Genomic DNA, 18,771 nt, shown 5'->3' with positions numbered 1-18,771 from the left:
CCGCTTCAGTTCGAATATAATCTTACCATTTCCGCCAGTTCGATGACGTTGGAGATGTTAAGTTTCTCGAAAATCCGGCTTTTGTAGGTGCTCACCGTGGTTACCTGCAGGTTCAGCGCGCGGGAGATGTTCATGACGCTTATTCCCTTCGCCAGCAGCAGCAGCACCTCTTTTTCGCGGCCCGAAAGCCCGAGCAACGGGTTGACGGGCTGGCGGGAACCGTGGCCATGATGCGCGGCATGGTCCATGAGCCGGGTACGGATGCCGGGTGTGAGGTATTTGCCGTTTTCGGCCATGGTAACGATCGCGCGGCGGATCTCCTCCTCCGGAGCGTGTTTTTCCAGGTAGCCGTCTGCTCCCGCCTGAATATAATTAATGCCGAACATCTGCTCGTCGTACCCCGAAAAAATCAGGATCCGGATATTGGGCTGGCGCAGGCGTACGGCGCTGATCATCTGGAGATTGTTGCCGCCGGGGATATTGATATCGAGAATGAGCAAATCGAAGGGCTGTTCCGTTAAATGCCGGACGGTTTCATCGAAATCGGCGGCTTCCACCACCTTCACCGGTTCTAGCAGGTCCTTGATGATGGTCGTGATACCGAACCGTACGATGGCATGGTCTTCCGATACGAGTACAGATTTCATGGAATGGTGATATGCCCGCAAATCTAGGGATTTTGGCCTGTTCCGTGGGGAATGTTTCTGGAATGTCGAACTATTACTACAAACCGTGGCGGAGAGACGGTTTATCTTTGTGCCGCGTTTGGAAACCTACCGGTAGACGCGGCCAGCAGGCCGTCCCGGTTTTGCTTTTGTTGTGGAAATAACCCGTCCACGCCTGTTTCCCTTCCGCTGCTATCCAATTTTTTCAATACGATCACTATCCGTCCGCCTGTTCGTGACCAACAGGATGGAAGGCCGGCATATGGGAAATACTTTGGTTTTTCAAAGGATATGGTTATAAAAGAAAGGGTTGTTATTCCTGGCGACCCTTTTTCCTTTTCACGATAACGCATAAACGAAGTTGTCATGTAGTGGTACTTTTCATGGTAAAATGCGGGAAGTTTTGATTTCGGGATATGGAGTGCTAAATTTGTGTGCTAAAACGGATACGACAAGACCTGAGACCCAATTATTACATATTTGCACTGTTATTCCTGTACCTGGGTGCGAAAGCGCAAGCAGGGAAGGATACTTCCCGTTATCTACTGCGGCACTTCGACAACAGCAGCGGGCTTCCGCAAAACAGCGTGAACGCCATCGCGCCTGACCCCGAAGGGTATATCTGGCTGGCCACCGAAAACGGGCTGGTGCGGTACGACGGGTTTCATTTCAGGCTGATGACCAGTGAAAACCCGCCGCTCAGGAACAATCGCTATTACAATATATTCTACGATGAACGGGGCCGCCTCTGCGCCATGAACTACCACGATGAGGCTGTTACGATCGAGCATGGGCGGTTGGTCCGCGATTCCTTGACGCCGCTGTCCACGCGCGATTTCGTGCGCTGGCAGCTCCCTCCCGATACCCTCGACAGCGGCATTTCCTACCACATCCGCCTACCGCTCCGCCCTATGGGCTGGGGCGCTGCGCTCGACGGCCTGAAATGGCGGACGGGCAAAGACCGCTATGTGCATTATGTGAATGGCATGATGACCAGCTACCGCAATGGGAAGCCCGAATACCGGCATCCGTTCCGCCACCATGGCAGCTGGAATTTTTTCCTGCTCGACGGGATTTTGTATTTCCTGGAAAAGGACGGGCGCTCCGTCCGCTTCGGGCCGCAGCTCCAGTCCGCCAGGCTCCGTGGCGACATTGCCCGTGATCCCGGATTTTTACGGCAACCCTCGGCGCTGAAGATTTTCTGGAGCCGGTTGTACCCCGGGCATGTATTGCTGTACATCAACCAGGCGTTTTACCTCGCACATAGCGACGGGGAGGGGCTCCAAACCCGGAAACTGTTCTCCGGTTTCGACGTGAAGGCTAACAATATCACGACGGCTTACTACGATACCGCCGCCGCCAGCCTTTACCTGGGAAGCAGCACGCACGGCCTTTTCATCCTTTCCCCGCAATCTTTTTCCAGCAACGGCGTACCGGACGGCAATAACAGCCACTACGGAATTTTGCCGTATGGCCGCGACCGTGTGCTTTCGCTCGGGTTCATCCTGGGCCAGCCCGGGACCAGGTCCGTTCATTCCGGTTGGGATAAACCGGGCAACGAACACTACAGCCTGGCCCCTGACGGCCTGGGCAACGTATGGACGAAAGGGCATAATCAATTGTTGCGCTACGGTTTGAAGGTGCCTTTCAGGAACCTGGGCATCTGGGAACTGCCCGCCAAGATCACCATGATTTACATGGACTCCCGCCATCAAATCTGGATCGGGCTGAACAACCATAAGGGAGTCTGGACCATCGACGGCCGGAATCCCGGCCCCGCCGCAAGGAAAGTCTTCGACATTTCGTTGGACCCTACCTGTTTTGCGGAAGACGGGAACACGATCTACATTGGCGCGAACCGTGGCTTTTTTGCCTATGACAGGGTCACCCGGCGCATCGATACCGTGCATGGGCTTACCGGGAAATTCGTACGCAGCGCGAAAGTGATGCAACCGGGCGAGGTGTGGATCACCACCTACGAACATGGTGTTTTCCTCTATAAGAACGGCCGGCTGACGGCGTTCCCGGCAGATAACGATCGGTACCTGCTGAATGCGCACTGCATTTACGCAGACCAAAACGGGTACCTGTGGGTCCCGACCAATAAAGGGCTATTCCAGGCAAGGCGGACGGACCTGCTGGCTTACGCGGCCGATTCTGCCATTTCGCCGTACTATCATTATTATGACAGGAACGACGGCTTCGCGACAAACGAGTTTAACGGCGGCTGCCAGCCCTGTGTGGCGGAAATGGGGAACGGATACGTAGCGCTGCCTTCGTTGAACGGCGTGGTATTTTTCCATCCCGATTCTGTAAAGCCCCTGCTGCCTTCGGCGCCGGTTTCGCTGGACAGGACGTTGCTGGACAAGGAGCCGCTGGCGGCCGACAGTTTGATCGATCTGCCGGAACAATTCAATTCCCTCCAGCTGGAATTCAGCAGCCCATACCTGGGCAACCGCAAGAACCTGCAATTGAATTATGCATTGGTGCGGCCTGGTGAAACGGATACGGTCTGGATACCCTTGCCCGCCGATGGCCGTGTCACGCTTTCCGCACTTCCCTCCGGCGAATATGCGATGGTGGTCAGGAAACTGAACGGTTTCGGCGCCAGGAACGCGTCCGACAAGATTTTGCGCCTGCATGTGAAGACACCCTGGTACGAAACGCGCCTGTTCTACTTCGCGCTGCTGGTAATGGGGGTGGGTATCACGTTGCTGGTTACACGCTTGCGAACGGTATATATCAACCGGAAGAACGCATTGCTGGAGGAGCTGGTGGCGGCGAAAACGCGGGAACTGCAGGTGAAGTCGGCTTTGCAGGAAAAGATCATTCAGTCCGTATCCCACAACATTCTCACACCGCTGAAATACCAGCAGCTGTTGTCGCAGAAGATATTCGAAACGGTGGAAAAGGAAACCGCCCCGCTGAGCGATATGTCGCGCATCCTGAACGATCATACCCATTACCTCTATCATATGGTGGCCAACCTCCTGCGGTACCTGAAAAGCCAGATCGCGGAGCGGGAAGTGACGGAAAGTATGTTTTTTCCTGCGGGAACGGCAGACGAAGTGTTGAAGATATTTGCCGACATCGCCCGGGAAAAGGGGACGCAGCTCGTCAATGAAATTCCGGCGGGGCTGGCGTTGTATGGCGATGAAGTATTATTGTCCGTGATCCTGCACAACCTGGCAGACAATGCCGTGAAAGTAACGCGCAGCGGGCGTATCGTGATGTCGGCGAACATCGTGGGCGGCGGTACGGCGCTGGTGATATCGGATACGGGACCGGGGGTGCGGGCCGATCTTATACAATGGTTCAACCACGGTGGTTCCCGCGATTATCCGCTGGCGGGTGGCGGGATCGGGCTCCTGATCGTGAAGGAGCTGGCGCAGACGATGGGGCTCCATATGGCGGTAACGGCCACTAACGGTAAAGGGACCGAATTTACGATCTGGTTTCCGGGCGAGCCGGGAATGCACTGACTTTATCCGCCAGTTCGATCACATTGTTAACGCCCATCTTCCGGAAAATTTTCATTTTAAACGTGCTGAGGGTAGACGACTGGATGTTGAGGGCAGCCTTGATTTCCGGGTTTCCTGCGCCTTTGACCATCATCTGCATCACTTCGAACTCCCGCGGCGAAAGCTGGGAAGAATCCGGCATATTGTTTTTCGGGAAATGGCCCAGCAGGCGCGTCTGCATGGGCGCACTGATCCAGGGCGAGCCGCCGAGCACGGTGCTGATGGCTTCCTGTACGGTTGCTGGCGGGGCAGTTTTCTGTAGGTATCCGATGGCGCCGGCTTTCAGGTAGCTCATGGCATGGGTTTCCTCATCGAAATTGGAAAATACCAGGATGGGCGTGGCCGGCCGTATGCCCTGTACTTCCGCGATCATCCGCGGATGGCCGCCGCCAGGCAACTGAATGTCCAGCAACAACAAATCGCAGGGCGCTTCCCGTAATAAATCCAAAACCTGGTAAAAGGAGTCCGCTTCGCGGATTAAGGCTGCAGGATATCGCTCGCCGATGATGATTTTAACTCCCATTCTAAGTACGCTGTGGTCTTCGGCAATGATGATCGATGGCATAAGGTTTCCGTATTCGTAGAATTATTTCTATGGTTAGAATAGCTCGTACTATAAAAATAGAAAACGAATGACACACCAACAAATTTGTGACCGGTAATTTTGCATATCGTGGGAGCTTATTGATTTGAAGTGATAATGATAACCATTCCTAAACCAATAAAAGTTAGCATACCTATGGATTGACCTTTACGTAGCCCTGTTCATACTGCACCTCATTTGACTGTCGCGTCCGGACATCCGGAGGCGCCTTACCGATAACCATTTGCATACACCGATCCTCATGAAGAAGATTCTTTCCCTTTTCGTATTGCTATTCCTGACCCTGCCGATGATGGCCGCCGATTATTACTGGGTGGTTGGATCGGGTACCTGGAGTAACCTGAACAACTGGCGGCTGGGCAGCCCCACAGGAGCGATCCCGACGTTTGTGCCCGGCTCTGCCGATAACGTGATCTTCGGGCCGCCAGCAGGAGCTGCGGGCCTCTGGATCGTGACGGTAGATGCGAATGTGTATTGTAACAACTTCACCTGGATGCCGGGGCTGCCGGGAACGCCGAGGATGGACAGGTCCAACAACAACTTCGTTATTTCCGTTTCGGGCAATGTGTCTATCCAGCCAAACGTCGCTTATTCCGCACTGGCGATAGACATGGTGGGCAGTACGAATACGACGGTAATGGCCAACGGCCCGGCGAACGTGAATATGACTTATAATATCCGGAAAACGGGTGGTGCGGTTGTGACGTTCGCAGATGATTATGTGGCTAACAACAACACCTTTAACCGTAACGTGATTACGCTTTTTACGGGCGGATTGAATGTGGCCGGCCGCAAGATCAGCATGTATGCTTTCGGGACAGACCAGCCGGGGGCGCGTACGATGGATATTACCAATGCTACCCTCGACCTTTCCTATAATTATAGCGGGGTAGGAGCAGGATTGGTGCTTTCCGCGGCAGGAAGCAGGATCAGTACCAACCGGTTTTATTCGGATGGCGGAACTTATAATGAAGTGGAGATCCGGAACAGGTACGCCACCGAACATACGGTGTCGGGCAGCACGTTCAGGAAACTGGAGTTTACAACGGTTTTGCTGAATTCGGAAGCCCGGATCGCTGACAATAATACGATCGATACGCTGATTTTTCATGGCTGGGGATCGATACGTACTTCCTCGAACGATGTGAAGTATGTGTTGTTTAAACTTGGCGGATTTATGGGCGGGTTGAATAACAAGGTGCAATATGCCCAGGTGAACGGGCCTTTCGGTACCGTTGACGGCGCTACCGCCACTTTTGACACCCTGATCACGATGCCCAATAAGAATATTACGGTATCGGGCGCTGTTACCGTCAATAAATTGTTCAGGGCGGGCGGGGCACCATGCAACGGGTTTACAGAAATTTCAGGCAGCGGAGGTGTGGGTACGCTTCAGTTTACTGCCGGCGCAGCTGTGGAAATCGACAACGTACTGCTTACGAATATGACCGCACAGGGGCCGATGACGCCCATCACCGTAAATGGTATCGATAATGAAGGAAATACCGGGTGGAATATCGTACAACCTGCCACTCCCGGCACCACCCTTTACTGGGTGGGCGGAGCTGGCGACTGGAACGATAATGCGCACTGGAGCACCAGCAGCGGCGGCCCGGGAGGTGCATGTATCCCCTTTATCAATGATAACGTAATCTTCAATGCCGCAAGCGGATTCGCTGCGGGCAATAATGTGGTAACCACCACGGGAAATACTTACTGCAAGGATATGACCTGGACCGGGGTGGCCGCGAGCCCTGTTTTCAGCGAGAGCCCTACCTATAACTTGCAGGTTTACGGCTCTGTTGTGCTCGACCCGACGGTTACCATGAACGCGATCCTTTTCATGCCGGGTGAAGCGGATGCTACGATCACTACAAATGGTGCAACGAGCGGCGCCCTCGGGTTCATCATCCGGAAATACAGGGCGGGATTCGGGGCGAAGGTTACGCTTGCAGACAACTGGACCAATCCCCTGAGCGCGATCTCCCTGCAAAGAGGCGGTGTCGACATGACCGGGCGTACGGTCAACATCAACGGATTCGCATCTGGCGGAAACCTCGGCCGGAATGTGTATATCGACAACGCCATTATCCTCGTCAATAATTGGGAGTTTGGCGGTTCCGGGCATACGATGTCGGCCGCGAATTCCTATCTCCGTGTCGGCAGTTCCATCTATACGCGCGGCCTGGTATATAATGACGTGGAGGTGCTTTCTGCCGGTGAAATCGTCTATGATATCGCCAACACCACGTTTGGATGGCTGACGATGAGCAATACATCGCTGACGAGCGGAGCGCGGATCCTTGGCGGCAACGTGATCCGCCGGCTCGAGTTCAAAGGCCGGGGCCAGATAAGGGCTAACGGGAACAACATCGACTCCCTGATTTTGGCGCCGAACAGGAACTTTACTTTCTTCCTGGCTTCCAATACCAATATCAACAAATATTTCAGCGCGGTACATCCTTCGTGCAGCGGCCTGGGAGAGATCCGGAGCGGTTCGGCGGCCATCAGCACGCTTAATTTCGGGGCGAATGCCACCGTGCAGATCGATAACGTGTATATGGAAAATATCGCCGCCGCAGGTGGCGGCGGTTCGTTGACGCTGCCGATCCCATTCAGTGGTGCCGATGCCGGCGGCAACAGCGGCTGGACCATTAATTCTACAGCAGGCGGCGCCCGTTACTGGGTTGGCGGTGCCGGCGACTGGAACGATGCCGCCCATTGGAGCAATTCGAGCGGCGGCCCTGGTGGCGCCTGTATCCCCACGGCGGGCAACGACGTATTTTTCGACGCTAACTCCGGGTTTACGGCAGCTTCCAAAACTGTGACCATTGCTACCGGCAACGCCTATTTCCATAACATGGACTGGACCGGCGCTGCCAACAATCCTTTACTGGATAAAAACAGCGCCTGGGTCGCGGAATGCTGGGGGAACCTGGTGCTGAACCCGACAGGTTTTATCAACGGACAGATCAGGATGATGGGTACTGAAATTGTGACGATCTCCGGAAGTACGCTGGGTAATTTTGACCTGGACATCAGCAAGATAAGCGGTGGTGGCGTAACCATGCTCAGCGACTACTCGAACCTGAATACCGATATCAAGCTGACAACAGGGAAATTCAGCATCGCGGGAAGGAATATTACCCTCGCCAATCTCAGTAACGTAGGTATCGACAATAATATTCAGTTGGATATCTCGGATGCCAATCTTACCGGCTTTTTACAATATAACGGCACTTTCGTCAACAGAACGGTCAATGCCGCCAATTCCCGTATAACCGGTATCGTGGCCCTTAACGGAGGTGCATACAATGTTATCAACATTTCCGGAACGCAGAGCAATCACGCGGTCATATCCAATATCACGGCGGATTCGCTGGTCTTCACCAATCCGCACCAGGCATCCGTGGCGGGTATCAACGGCAATAACAATACAATTAACTATGTAGAATATAAAGGGAGCGGCGGGCTTTATGGAACGAACAATACCTTGGGAAAACTGGTGTTTTTCCCCGGTAGCATTTACCGGATCAACGGCGGTTCGACCAACACCATTACCGGCGAATGGTTCGGTAGCGGCACGCCTTGCCGGTTAACGGAGATCCGCAGTTCCAATACCACGCCCGCAACGATCGTGAAAACGGGCGGACAGGTGATTTTCGACTACGTGCGCCTCGAGCGGCAGACCGCTACCGGTGGCGCTACTTTCCAGACGAAGGAACATAGCGATAACCTCGGTGGTAACACCGGATGGGTAATTGCGCCGAAAGACGACGCCGCCCCGATCCTGGGCCTGGGACCCGACCAGGAACTATGCGCAAGCGCATTCCCCGTTACCCTGAATACCTCCGGCTTCTTCGGTGCGCCAGGATCCGTGTATACCTGGAGCGACGGCAGCTCGGGCGAAACATTAAACGTGACGGCGCCCGGCACCTACCGCGTGAGCGTTACTTTCCCCGATGGCTGTAATGTAAAGGATACGATCAAGATCACCCAGGCCGTGGTGCCCGTTGACCCCATCGCGGGCGACGCAGTCATTTGCGCCGGTGAAACCAAAACATTGACCAATGCCACGCCCGGCGGCGTCTGGACCACCAGCGACCCGGCACTGGCTACAATAGACGCATCCGGTGTTGTGACCGGCGTTGCGGCAGGGAATGTCACTTTAACTTATACTGTTACCTCCGGCGCGGGTTGCGTAAACGCGGTAACCCACGCCATGACGGTGAACGCATTGCCGGTGGTAGCCGCCATCACGGGCACGCCCGGCGTGTGCGTGACGGAAACCACACCATTGGCGAACGCTACTCCCGGCGGTACCTGGAAAAGCGGGAACACGGCCGTAGCCACCATCAGTGCTGCCGGCGTTGTGACCGGTGTATCCGCAGGTACGGCCGTTATTACTTATGAAGTAACCAACCCGGCAGGATGCAAATCCAGCCAGACGATCAATATTACCGTCAACGACCTCCCGGTGATGACGGCCATCACAGGCTCCACTTCCGTTTGCGTAGGCGGTAGCACCATGCTGTCGAACCCCACGGCGGGCGGTGTCTGGTCATCTTCCAACATCGGCATTGCTGCCGTAGACCCCCTAACCGGTGAAGTAACGGGCATGGGTGTGGGTACCGCAGACATTACTTATGTGGTGATGAACCCCGCAGGATGCTCGGCCAGCAAAATTGCCACCGTTACCGTGAGCCTGCCGCCGGCTATTGCACCGGTTACCGGTACCATGACCGTTTGTATCGGAGGCTCCACCGCTTTAACCAGCACAACGCCGGGAGGCACCTGGTCTTCTTCCGGCACCACCATTGCGACGGTTGACGGAAGTGGCGTTGTGACAGGCGTAGCAGCCGGTACGGCCACCATTACCTATACGGTAACCTATCCCGGCGGCTGTGTTTCGACGCAGTCGGCTATCGTTACGGTCAGCGCACCGCCGACCGTGGGTGTTATTACAGGGACTACTACCGTTTGCCTGGGAGAGGTAACCGCTTTGTCCAGCGCAACTCCGGGCGGCGTTTGGTCTTCCCTCAACACATCCATAGCCACTGTAGACCTCAATGGCAATGTAACGGGCGTTGCGGCCGGTACGGCCACCATTCATTATACGATCACCAACGGAACGGGTTGCGCCGCAACGCAGCCGGCCGTTGTGACGGTGAGCGCGAAAACGGCGGTGGCGGCTATTTCCGGCACCAACTCCATCTGCGACGGAGACTTTACCTATTTGACCAATGCCACGCCTGGCGGGACCTGGTCTTCCAGCAACACCGGCGTTGCCGCGATTGATCCGTTGGGGCTGGTGACAGCGATTTCCCCCGGAACGGCCATTATTTCCTACACCGTAACCAACGCGAACGGCTGCGCAACGGTGCGTACGACGCCGTTTACCGTGAACACCCCGCTCATCGTAGCCCCGATCTCGGGCAGCAATACGGTTTGCACGGGCGGCACCATCACACTGTCCAGCCAGACAACGGGCGGCACCTGGTCTTCCGGAAACACGGGAGTGGCAACAATTAATGCTGTAACCGGGGAACTGACGGGATTTACCCCTGGCACTACCCAGATCACCTATCTCGTATCCAACAGCGCCAGCTGCAATGCATCGGTGACATTTAACGTAACGGTGCAATCGCCGATCGCGATGGCTCCCATCACCGGTATCACCAATGCCTGCATTGGTACGCACGCCCTTTTGGCGAATGCTACGCCCGGAGGTGTTTGGTCTTCTTCCAATACCGCCGTGGCTACGATTGATCTGTCGGGCGATGTGACGGGCGTATCAGCAGGAACAACAACTATTTCCTATACGGTAACGGAGGCGTCTGGCTGTATCTCTGTACAGTCGGTTTCGTTTACCGTGCACCCTTCGCCCGTGGTGGACCCGATTGCGGGCATCGCGGATATATGCGTCGGAAAGAATATTACCCTGACCGGTACTCCGTCAGGAGGCGGCTGGTCGGTGTTGGACCCCGGCATCGCCACTGTCGATGCGTTTGGTGTGGTGACGGGCATCGCTGCCGGCACAACGTCCATCACTTATACATACGTGGGCGCTACCGGATGTGTTTCCTCACAAACGGAGAGCATTACGGTGAATGCTTTGCCTGCAGTGGCGCCGGTTACCGGCACTACCGACGTGTGTGTGAACGGCACCACTTCCCTGCAGAGCGCTACGCCGGGCGGTACCTGGTCATCTTCCAATACCGCTGTGGCAACGATAGACCTTAACGGGGAAGTAACGGCCATATCTGCCGGTACCACTTCCATTACTTATACGGTTGCCAACGGATCGGGTTGTGAATTCGCCCAATCTACTACGGTAACGGTGAACGCATTGCCGGTGGTGGACCCGATTGCGGGCCTTTCCGCTATTTGCGCGGGATCCGGTACTACATTGACCAATACTACGGCCAATGGCATCTGGTCGTCTTCCAATACTGCCGTAGCAACGATCGACGCGGCAGGAGAAGTGACGGGCGTAGCTGCTGGTACAACAACGATTACTTATACATTTACCGATCCTGCAGGTTGCGTGGGGACGCGGTCGACTACCTTCACCGTGAATGCCGAGACGGCAGTGAGTCCGATCCTGGGTGTGACCAGCGTCTGCATCGGTGGCACGACTACTTTGTCGAATACAACGGCAGCGGGCGTATGGTCTTCTTCCGATCCTGCCATTGCGACGATTGATGGATCAGGGGAGGTGACAGGCGTATCTGCAGGGACGGCGATAATTTCCTATACGGTGACCAACGCGGCAGGATGTGTTTCTGTGAGAACGGCAACCGTTACGGTGAATGCGCTGCCGGCTGTAAACCCGATTTCGGGGATTACGGTGATGTGTGCGGGATCCGGGACGACATTGGTGAACACTACACCGAACGGAACGTGGTCGTCTTCCAGTACGGTAGTGGCTACGATCAATGCGATGGGTGAAGTGCAGGGCGTTGCTGCCGGTACGGCTATAATTACCTATACTGTTACGAACGGGGTAGGATGCGAGGCTTCGGAGTCGGTTACGGTTACCGTGCATGCATTGCCGGTGGTAGCGCCGATCAGCGGTATTACCGATGTATGTGTGACGGGTACCACCGATTTGTCGAGCGCTACGCCGGCCGGTGTATGGTCTTCGTCTGACGTTGCCGTGGCTGCGATCGATGGGTCAGGAAAGGTGACGGGCGTATCTCCGGGAACGGCTATTATTACTTATACGGTCACGAATGGTTTGGGTTGTGAAGATTTCCAGACTACGACGGTGACGGTGAAGGCATTGCCGTTGGTGGATCCGATCACGGGTGCGAATGCTGTGTGTGAGGGATCGACGATCACGATGGCCAACACCACTTCCGGTGGAGTATGGTCGTCTTCCGATCCGGCTGTGGCAACGATTGATGCATTTGGTGTAGTGACCGGGGTGGCCGCAGGAACGGCGATAATTTCTTATTCATTGACGGATGGAACTGGCTGCGTAGCTACCGAATCGGTTACGGTTACAGTGAATGCACTGCCGGTTGTGCCGTCGATATCGGGAACGGCCGATGTCTGTGTGGGACTGACGACTGATTTGGATAACGCGACGCCGGGTGGCGTTTGGACATCGTTCAATCCTGCTGTCGCGACGATTGACGCAAATGGTATTGTGACAGGCGTTACAGCGGGAACGACTACCGTAACTTATACGGTGACCAGCGCGGCGGGTTGTGAAACCACCGAATCCGTTACGATAACGGTGAATGCACTGCCCAATGCCGGTACAATCACCGGTACAACCGATGTTTGCGTGGGGCTGACGACTGATTTGGATAACGCGGTTGCTGGTGGGGTTTGGACTTCGTCCAATCCTGCTGTGGCTACTATTGACGCGAATGGTGTCGTGACGGGCCTTACTGCAGGGGTGACGACGATTTCTTACACGGTGACCAGTGTAGTTGGATGTGTGGCTACTGAAACGGCTACTGTAACTGTGAATGCGCTGCCGAATGCAGGTACGATCACTGGTACTGTCGATGTATGTGTCGGTCTGACGACTGATCTGGATAACGCGATTGCTGGTGGGGTTTGGACTTCGTCCAATTCCGCTGTGGCTACGATAGATGCAGGTGGTGTTGTAACAGGGCTCACCGCCGGTACAATCACCATCACCTACACTGTAACTAGTGCATCCGGTTGTATTTCTACAGCAACTACGACTATAACTGTGAACGCACTGCCGAATGCCGGTACGATCACGGGTACGACCGATGTATGTATAGGTCTGACGACTGATTTGGATAACGCGGTTGCTGGTGGGGTTTGGACTTCGTCCAATTCCGCTGTGGCTACTATTGATGCAGGTGGTGTTGTAACCGGTCTCACTTCCGGTACGACCACCATCACCTACACTGTAACTGGCGCATCCGGTTGTATTTCTACAGCAACTACGATTATAACAGTGAATGCCCTGCCGAATGCCGGTACGATCACGGGTACTTTCGATGTATGTGTAGGTCTGACGACTGATTTGGATAACGCGATTGCTGGTGGGGTTTGGACTTCGTCGAATCCGGCTGTGGCTACTATTGATGCAGGTGGTATCGTAACAGGCCTCACCGCCGGTACAACCACCATCACTTACACCGTAACCAGCACATCCGGTTGCGTTGCAACGGCTACTACTATTGTAACTGTAAATGCACTGCCGAATGCCGGCACAATTACCGGCTCAACCAATGTTTGTGTGGGTCTGATGAATAATTTGGATAACGCGATTGCTGGTGGGGTTTGGACTTCGTCCAATCCCGCTGTGGCTACGATAGATGCAGGTGGTGTTGTTACTGGCCTCACTGCCGGTACAACCACCATCACTTACACCGTAACCAGCGCATCCGGTTGTATTTCTACAGCAACTACGATTATAACAGTGAATGCCCTGCCGAATGCCGGTACGATCACGGGTGCTTTCGATGTATGTGTGGGTCTGACGACTGATTTGGATAACGCGATTGCTGGTGGGGTTTGGACTTCGTCCAATTCCGCTGTGGCTACTATTGATGCAGGGGGTATTGTAACTGGCCTCGCCGCCGGTACAACCACCATCACCTACACCGTAACCAGCGCATCCGGTTGTATTGCAACTACAACAACTACTATAACTGTAAACGCACTGCCCAGTGCAGGTACAATCACTGGTACTGCTGATGTATGTGTGGGTCTGACGACTGATTTGGATAACGCGGTTGCTGGTGGGGTTTGGACTTCGTCCAATCCCGCTGTGGCTACTATTGATGCAGGTGGTGTTGTAACCGGTCTCACCGCCGGTACAACCACCATCACCTACACCGTAACCAGCACATCCGGTTGCGTTGCAACGGCAACTACCAATGTAACGGTGAATGCGCTGCCGAATGCAGGTACGATCACTGGTACTAATGATGTATGTGTGGGTCTGATGACTGATTTGGATAACGCGATTGCTGGTGGGGTTTGGACTTCGTCCAATCCGGCTGTGGCTACTATTGATGCAGGTGGTGTTGTGACCGGTCTTGCCGCCGGCACAACCACCATTACCTACACCGTAACCAGCACTTCTGGTTGCGTTGCAACTGCAACAACTACTTTGACTGTAAACGCACTGCCCAATGCCGGCACAATAACCGGCATCTCGGATGTTTGTGTGGGTCAGACGAATGATCTGGACAACGCGATTGCTGGTGGGGTTTGGACTTCGTCCAATTCCGCTGTGGCTACGATAGATGCAGGTGGTGTTGTAACAGGGCTCACCGCCGGTACAACCACCATTACCTACACCGTGACCAGTACATCCGGTTGCGTTGCAACGGCTACAACGACTATATCGGTAAATGCACTGCCGAATGCCGGTGTGATCACGGGTACGACCGATGTATGTGTGGGTCTGACGACTGATTTGGATAACGCGATTGCTGGTGGGGTTTGGACTTCGTCCAATCCGGCTGTGGCTACTATTGATGCAGGTGGTGTTGTAACCGGTCTCACTTCCGGTACAACCACCATCACTTACACCGTAACCAGCGCATCCGGTTGTATTTCTACAGCAACTACGATTATAACAGTGAATGCCCTGCCGAATGCCGGAACAATCACTGGTACTGTCGATGTATGTGTGGGTCTGACGACTGATTTGGACAACGCGATTGCTGGTGGGGTTTGGACTTCGTCGAATCCGGCTGTGGCTACTATTGATGCAGGTGGTGTTGTAACTGGTCTCACTGCCGGTACAACTACCATCACTTACACCATAACCAGCACTTCCGGTTGTATCGCAACGGCAACTACGACTGTAACTGTGAACGCACTGCCCAGTGCAGGTACGATTACGGGTACTACTGATGTATGTGTGGGTCTGACGACTGATCTGGAAAACGCAGTGGCCAACGGCACTTGGGCATCCTCCAACACCACCGTGGCTACGATAGATGCAGATGGTATCGTAACCGGTCTCACCGCCGGTACAACCACCATTACCTACACCGTAACCAACCCATCCGGTTGCGTTGCAACTACAACAACTACTATAACGGTAAACGCACTGCCCATAGCCGGCATAATTACCGGCACGACCAATGTTTGCGTGGGTCTGACGACTGATCTGGATAACGCAGTGGCCAACGGCACTTGGGCATCCTCCAACACCACCGTGGCTACGATAGATGCAGATGGTATCGTAACCGGTCTCACCGCCGGTACAACCACCATCACCTACACCGTAACCAACACATCCGGTTGTATTTCAACTACAACAACTACTATAACGGTAAACGCACTGCCCAATGCCGGCACAATAACCGGCATCACGGATGTTTGTGTGGGTCAGTCGAATGATCTGGACAACGCGATTGCTGGTGGGGTTTGGACATCCTCCAACACTACTGTGGCTACAATAGATGCAGGTGGTATCGTAACAGGCCTCACCGCCGGTACAACCACCATTACTTACACCGTAACCAGCGCATCCGGTTGTATTTCTACAGCAACTACGACTGTAACTGTGAATGCGCTGCCGAATGCCGGCACTATCACTGGCACGACCAATGTTTGCGTGGGTCTGACGACTGATCTGGATAACGCAGCGGCCAACGGCACCTGGGCATCCTCCAACACCACCGTGGCTACTATTGATGCAGGTGGTATCGTAACAGGCCTCACCGACGGTACAACTACCATCACCTACACCGTAACCAGCACATCCGGTTGTATTTCTACGGCAACTACGATTATAACGGTGAATGCGCTGCCGAATGCCGGTACGATCACTGGTACGGTCGATGTATGTATGGGTCTGACGACTGATTTGGACAATGCGATTGCTGGTGGGGTTTGGACTTCGTCCGATCCTGCTGTGGCTACGATAGATGCAGATGGTATCGCAACAGGCCTCACCGCCGGTACAACCACCATCACTTACACCGTAACCAGCACATCCGGTTGCGTTGCAACGGCAACTACCAATGTAACGGTGAATGCGCTGCCGAATGCCGGCACTATCACTGGTACGGTCGATGTATGTGTGGGTTTGACGACTGATTTGGATAACGCGATTGCTGGTGGGGATTGGACGAAGTCCAATCCGGCTGTGGCTACTATTGATGCAGGTGGTGTTGTGACCGGTCTTGCCGCCGGCACAACCACCATCACCTACACCGTAACCAGCACTTCCGGTTGCGTTGCAACAGCTACAACTACTGTAACTGTGAATGCGCTGCCCAATGCCGGTACGATTACGGGTACGACCGATGTATGTGTGGGTCTGACGACTGATCTGGATAACGCGATTGCTGGTGGGGTTTGGACTTCGTCCAATCCGGCTGTGGCTACTATTGATGCAGGTGGTGTTGTATCCGGTCTTACTGCCGGTACAACTACCATCACTTACACCATAACCAGCACTTCCGGTTGTATTGCAACGGCAACTACGACTGTAACTGTGAACGCACTGCCCAGTGCAGGTACGATTACGGGTACGACCGATGTATGTGTGGGTCTGACGACTGATTTGGATAACGCGATTGCTGGTGGGGTTTGGACTTCGTCCAATCCGGCTGTGGCTACTATTGATGCAGGTGGTGTTGTAACCGGTCTCACTTCCGGTACAACCACCATCACTTACACCGTAACCAGCACTTCCGGTTGTATTTCTACGGCAACTACGATTATAACGGTGAATGCGCTGCCGAATGCCGGTACGATCACTGGTACGGTCGATGTATGTGTGGGTCTGATGACTGATTTGGACAATGCGATTGCTGGTGGGGTTTGGACTTCGTCCGATCCTGCTGTGGCTACTATTGATGCAGGTGGTATCGTAATAGGCCTCACCGCCGGTACAACCACCATCACCTACACCGTAACCAACACATCTGGTTGTACTGCAACTACAACAACTACTATAACGGTAAACGCACTGCCCAATGCGGGTACAATCACCGGCACGACCAATGTTTGCGTGGGTCTGACGACTGATCTGGATAACGCAGCGGCCAACGGCACCTGGACATCCTCCAACACCACCGTGGCTACAATTGATGCGAATGGTATCATTACAGGCCTCACCGCCGGTACAACCACCATCACCTACACCGTAACCAACACATCCGGTTGTATTGCAACTACAACAACTACTATAACGGTAAACGCACTGCCAAGTGCGGGTACAATCACCGGCACGACCGATGTTTGCGTGGGTCAGACGACTGATCTGGACAACGCGATGGCCAATGGCACCTGGACATCCTCCAACACCACCGTGGCTACTATCGATGCAGATGGTATCGTAACAGGCCTCACCGCCGGTACAACCACCATCACCTACACCGTTACCAACACAACAGGTTGCACAACATCGCAATCCACCACCGTAACCGTGAACGCAGCGCCGAACGTTGGCCCGATCTCCGGAAACACCAACCTCTGCGTAAACACATCTGCAACTCTCACAAACGCCACCCCCAACGGCACCTGGACATCCTCCAACTCCACCGTGGCCACCATCGATGTTAATGGTGTGGTTACCGCCCTCACCACCGGTACAACCACCATCACCTACACCGTGAACACCACCGCCGGTTGCACCGCCAGCCAGTCCATCACCATCAACGTGAAAACCTGCACACCGCAAGTTCCTCCCGTTGCCATAGACGACCAGGCCCGCACCTACCAGGCGCAACCGGTCAATATCAATGTAGTGGCAAACGATACGCAGGATAATGGCGCCATCGACCTTGCAACCGTCGCCATTCAGGCGCAACCCGCCAACGGCACCGTATCCGTTGCATCCAACGGAACCGTTCGGTACTCACCGGCCCCCGGCTTTGCAGGTACGGACCGGTTCACCTACATCGTCCACAACACCGGTAACCTCCCGTCCAATACCGCCACCGTTACCATCAGCGTAGACGTCCTGCCCCTGGCCGTGAATGATACGCTCAACATCCGGCCCGACCAGCGCGTACAGATCCCTGTGCTCACAAACGACAAAGGCGCCATCGATCCGGCTTCACTCGTCATCTCGCGCCAGCCGGCAAGAGGCTCCGTCACCATCAACCCCGACGGCACCGTCACCTTCTCTCCGCTGCCAGGTTTCAAAGGCGCGGAAGAATTCAGGTACCGGATGCGCGATGTACACGGAACATTGTCGAACGAAGCCGTGGTAAGGATATATGTGGGCGAAGAGGAATTCTTCATCCCCAACGCCATCACGCCGAACGGCGACGGGCTTAACGACCGCTTCGTGATCCCCGATCTGCACAAATTCCAGCGGGTTTCGCTCACCGTCTTCAACAGATGGGGGAACGAAGTATACCACAAAGCCCTGTACGACAATAAATGGGATGGCGACGGCCTCTCTGGCGGTACTTACTATTATATCCTGAAAGTCGACATGCCGCAAGGTCCGAAAGTCATCAAAGGCTGGATCCAGCTGCTTAAATAACCGAATCCTGAACGACCAAAA

5 protein-coding genes are annotated in these 18,771 nt (G+C 54.5%); 2 read left to right on the top strand and 3 right to left on the bottom strand.

Features of this window, described 5'->3' with window-relative positions:
• Positions 1 to 5 precede the first annotated feature (5 nt).
• Together EJ361_RS16275 and EJ361_RS16270 are read right to left on the bottom strand one after the other, a co-directional pair.
• Positions 6 to 647: a response regulator gene (locus tag EJ361_RS16275; RefSeq protein ID WP_126246699.1), complete on the bottom strand. Its 642-nt coding sequence runs from the start codon at positions 645 to 647 to the stop codon at positions 6 to 8.
• Positions 648 to 748: 101 nt separating this feature from the next.
• On the bottom strand, positions 749 to 1,033 hold the full coding sequence (locus EJ361_RS16270) for a hypothetical protein (protein WP_126246698.1): 285 nt from the start codon (positions 1,031 to 1,033) through the stop codon (positions 749 to 751).
• A gap of 66 nt (positions 1,034 to 1,099) precedes the next feature.
• Between EJ361_RS16270 and EJ361_RS16265 the strand changes: the two genes are divergently transcribed.
• A complete protein-coding gene (locus EJ361_RS16265) occupies positions 1,100 to 4,147 on the top strand; it encodes a sensor histidine kinase (protein ID WP_126246697.1) in 3,048 nt (1,015 codons plus the stop codon).
• Here EJ361_RS16265 and EJ361_RS16260 read toward each other — a convergent pair.
• Positions 4,110 to 4,751, bottom strand: a complete 642-nt coding sequence (locus tag EJ361_RS16260; protein WP_126246696.1) for a response regulator transcription factor — start codon at positions 4,749 to 4,751, stop codon at positions 4,110 to 4,112. The two genes, EJ361_RS16265 and EJ361_RS16260, sit on opposite strands and share 38 nt — an antisense overlap.
• 280 nt (positions 4,752 to 5,031) lie before the next feature.
• Between EJ361_RS16260 and EJ361_RS16255 the strand changes: the two genes are divergently transcribed.
• Positions 5,032 to 18,750 (top strand): Ig-like domain-containing protein, encoded by a 13,719-nt coding sequence (locus EJ361_RS16255; protein WP_126246695.1) that lies wholly within the window; start codon positions 5,032 to 5,034, stop codon positions 18,748 to 18,750.
• Positions 18,751 to 18,771 lie beyond the last annotated feature (21 nt).

Source organism: Chitinophaga rhizosphaerae (genome assembly GCF_003958645.1).
In the GTDB taxonomy this organism is placed as follows: domain Bacteria; phylum Bacteroidota; class Bacteroidia; order Chitinophagales; family Chitinophagaceae; genus Chitinophaga; species Chitinophaga rhizosphaerae.
The sequence above is the reverse complement of the archived record's forward strand: the minus strand, read 5'-3'. Positions and strand labels throughout refer to the sequence as shown.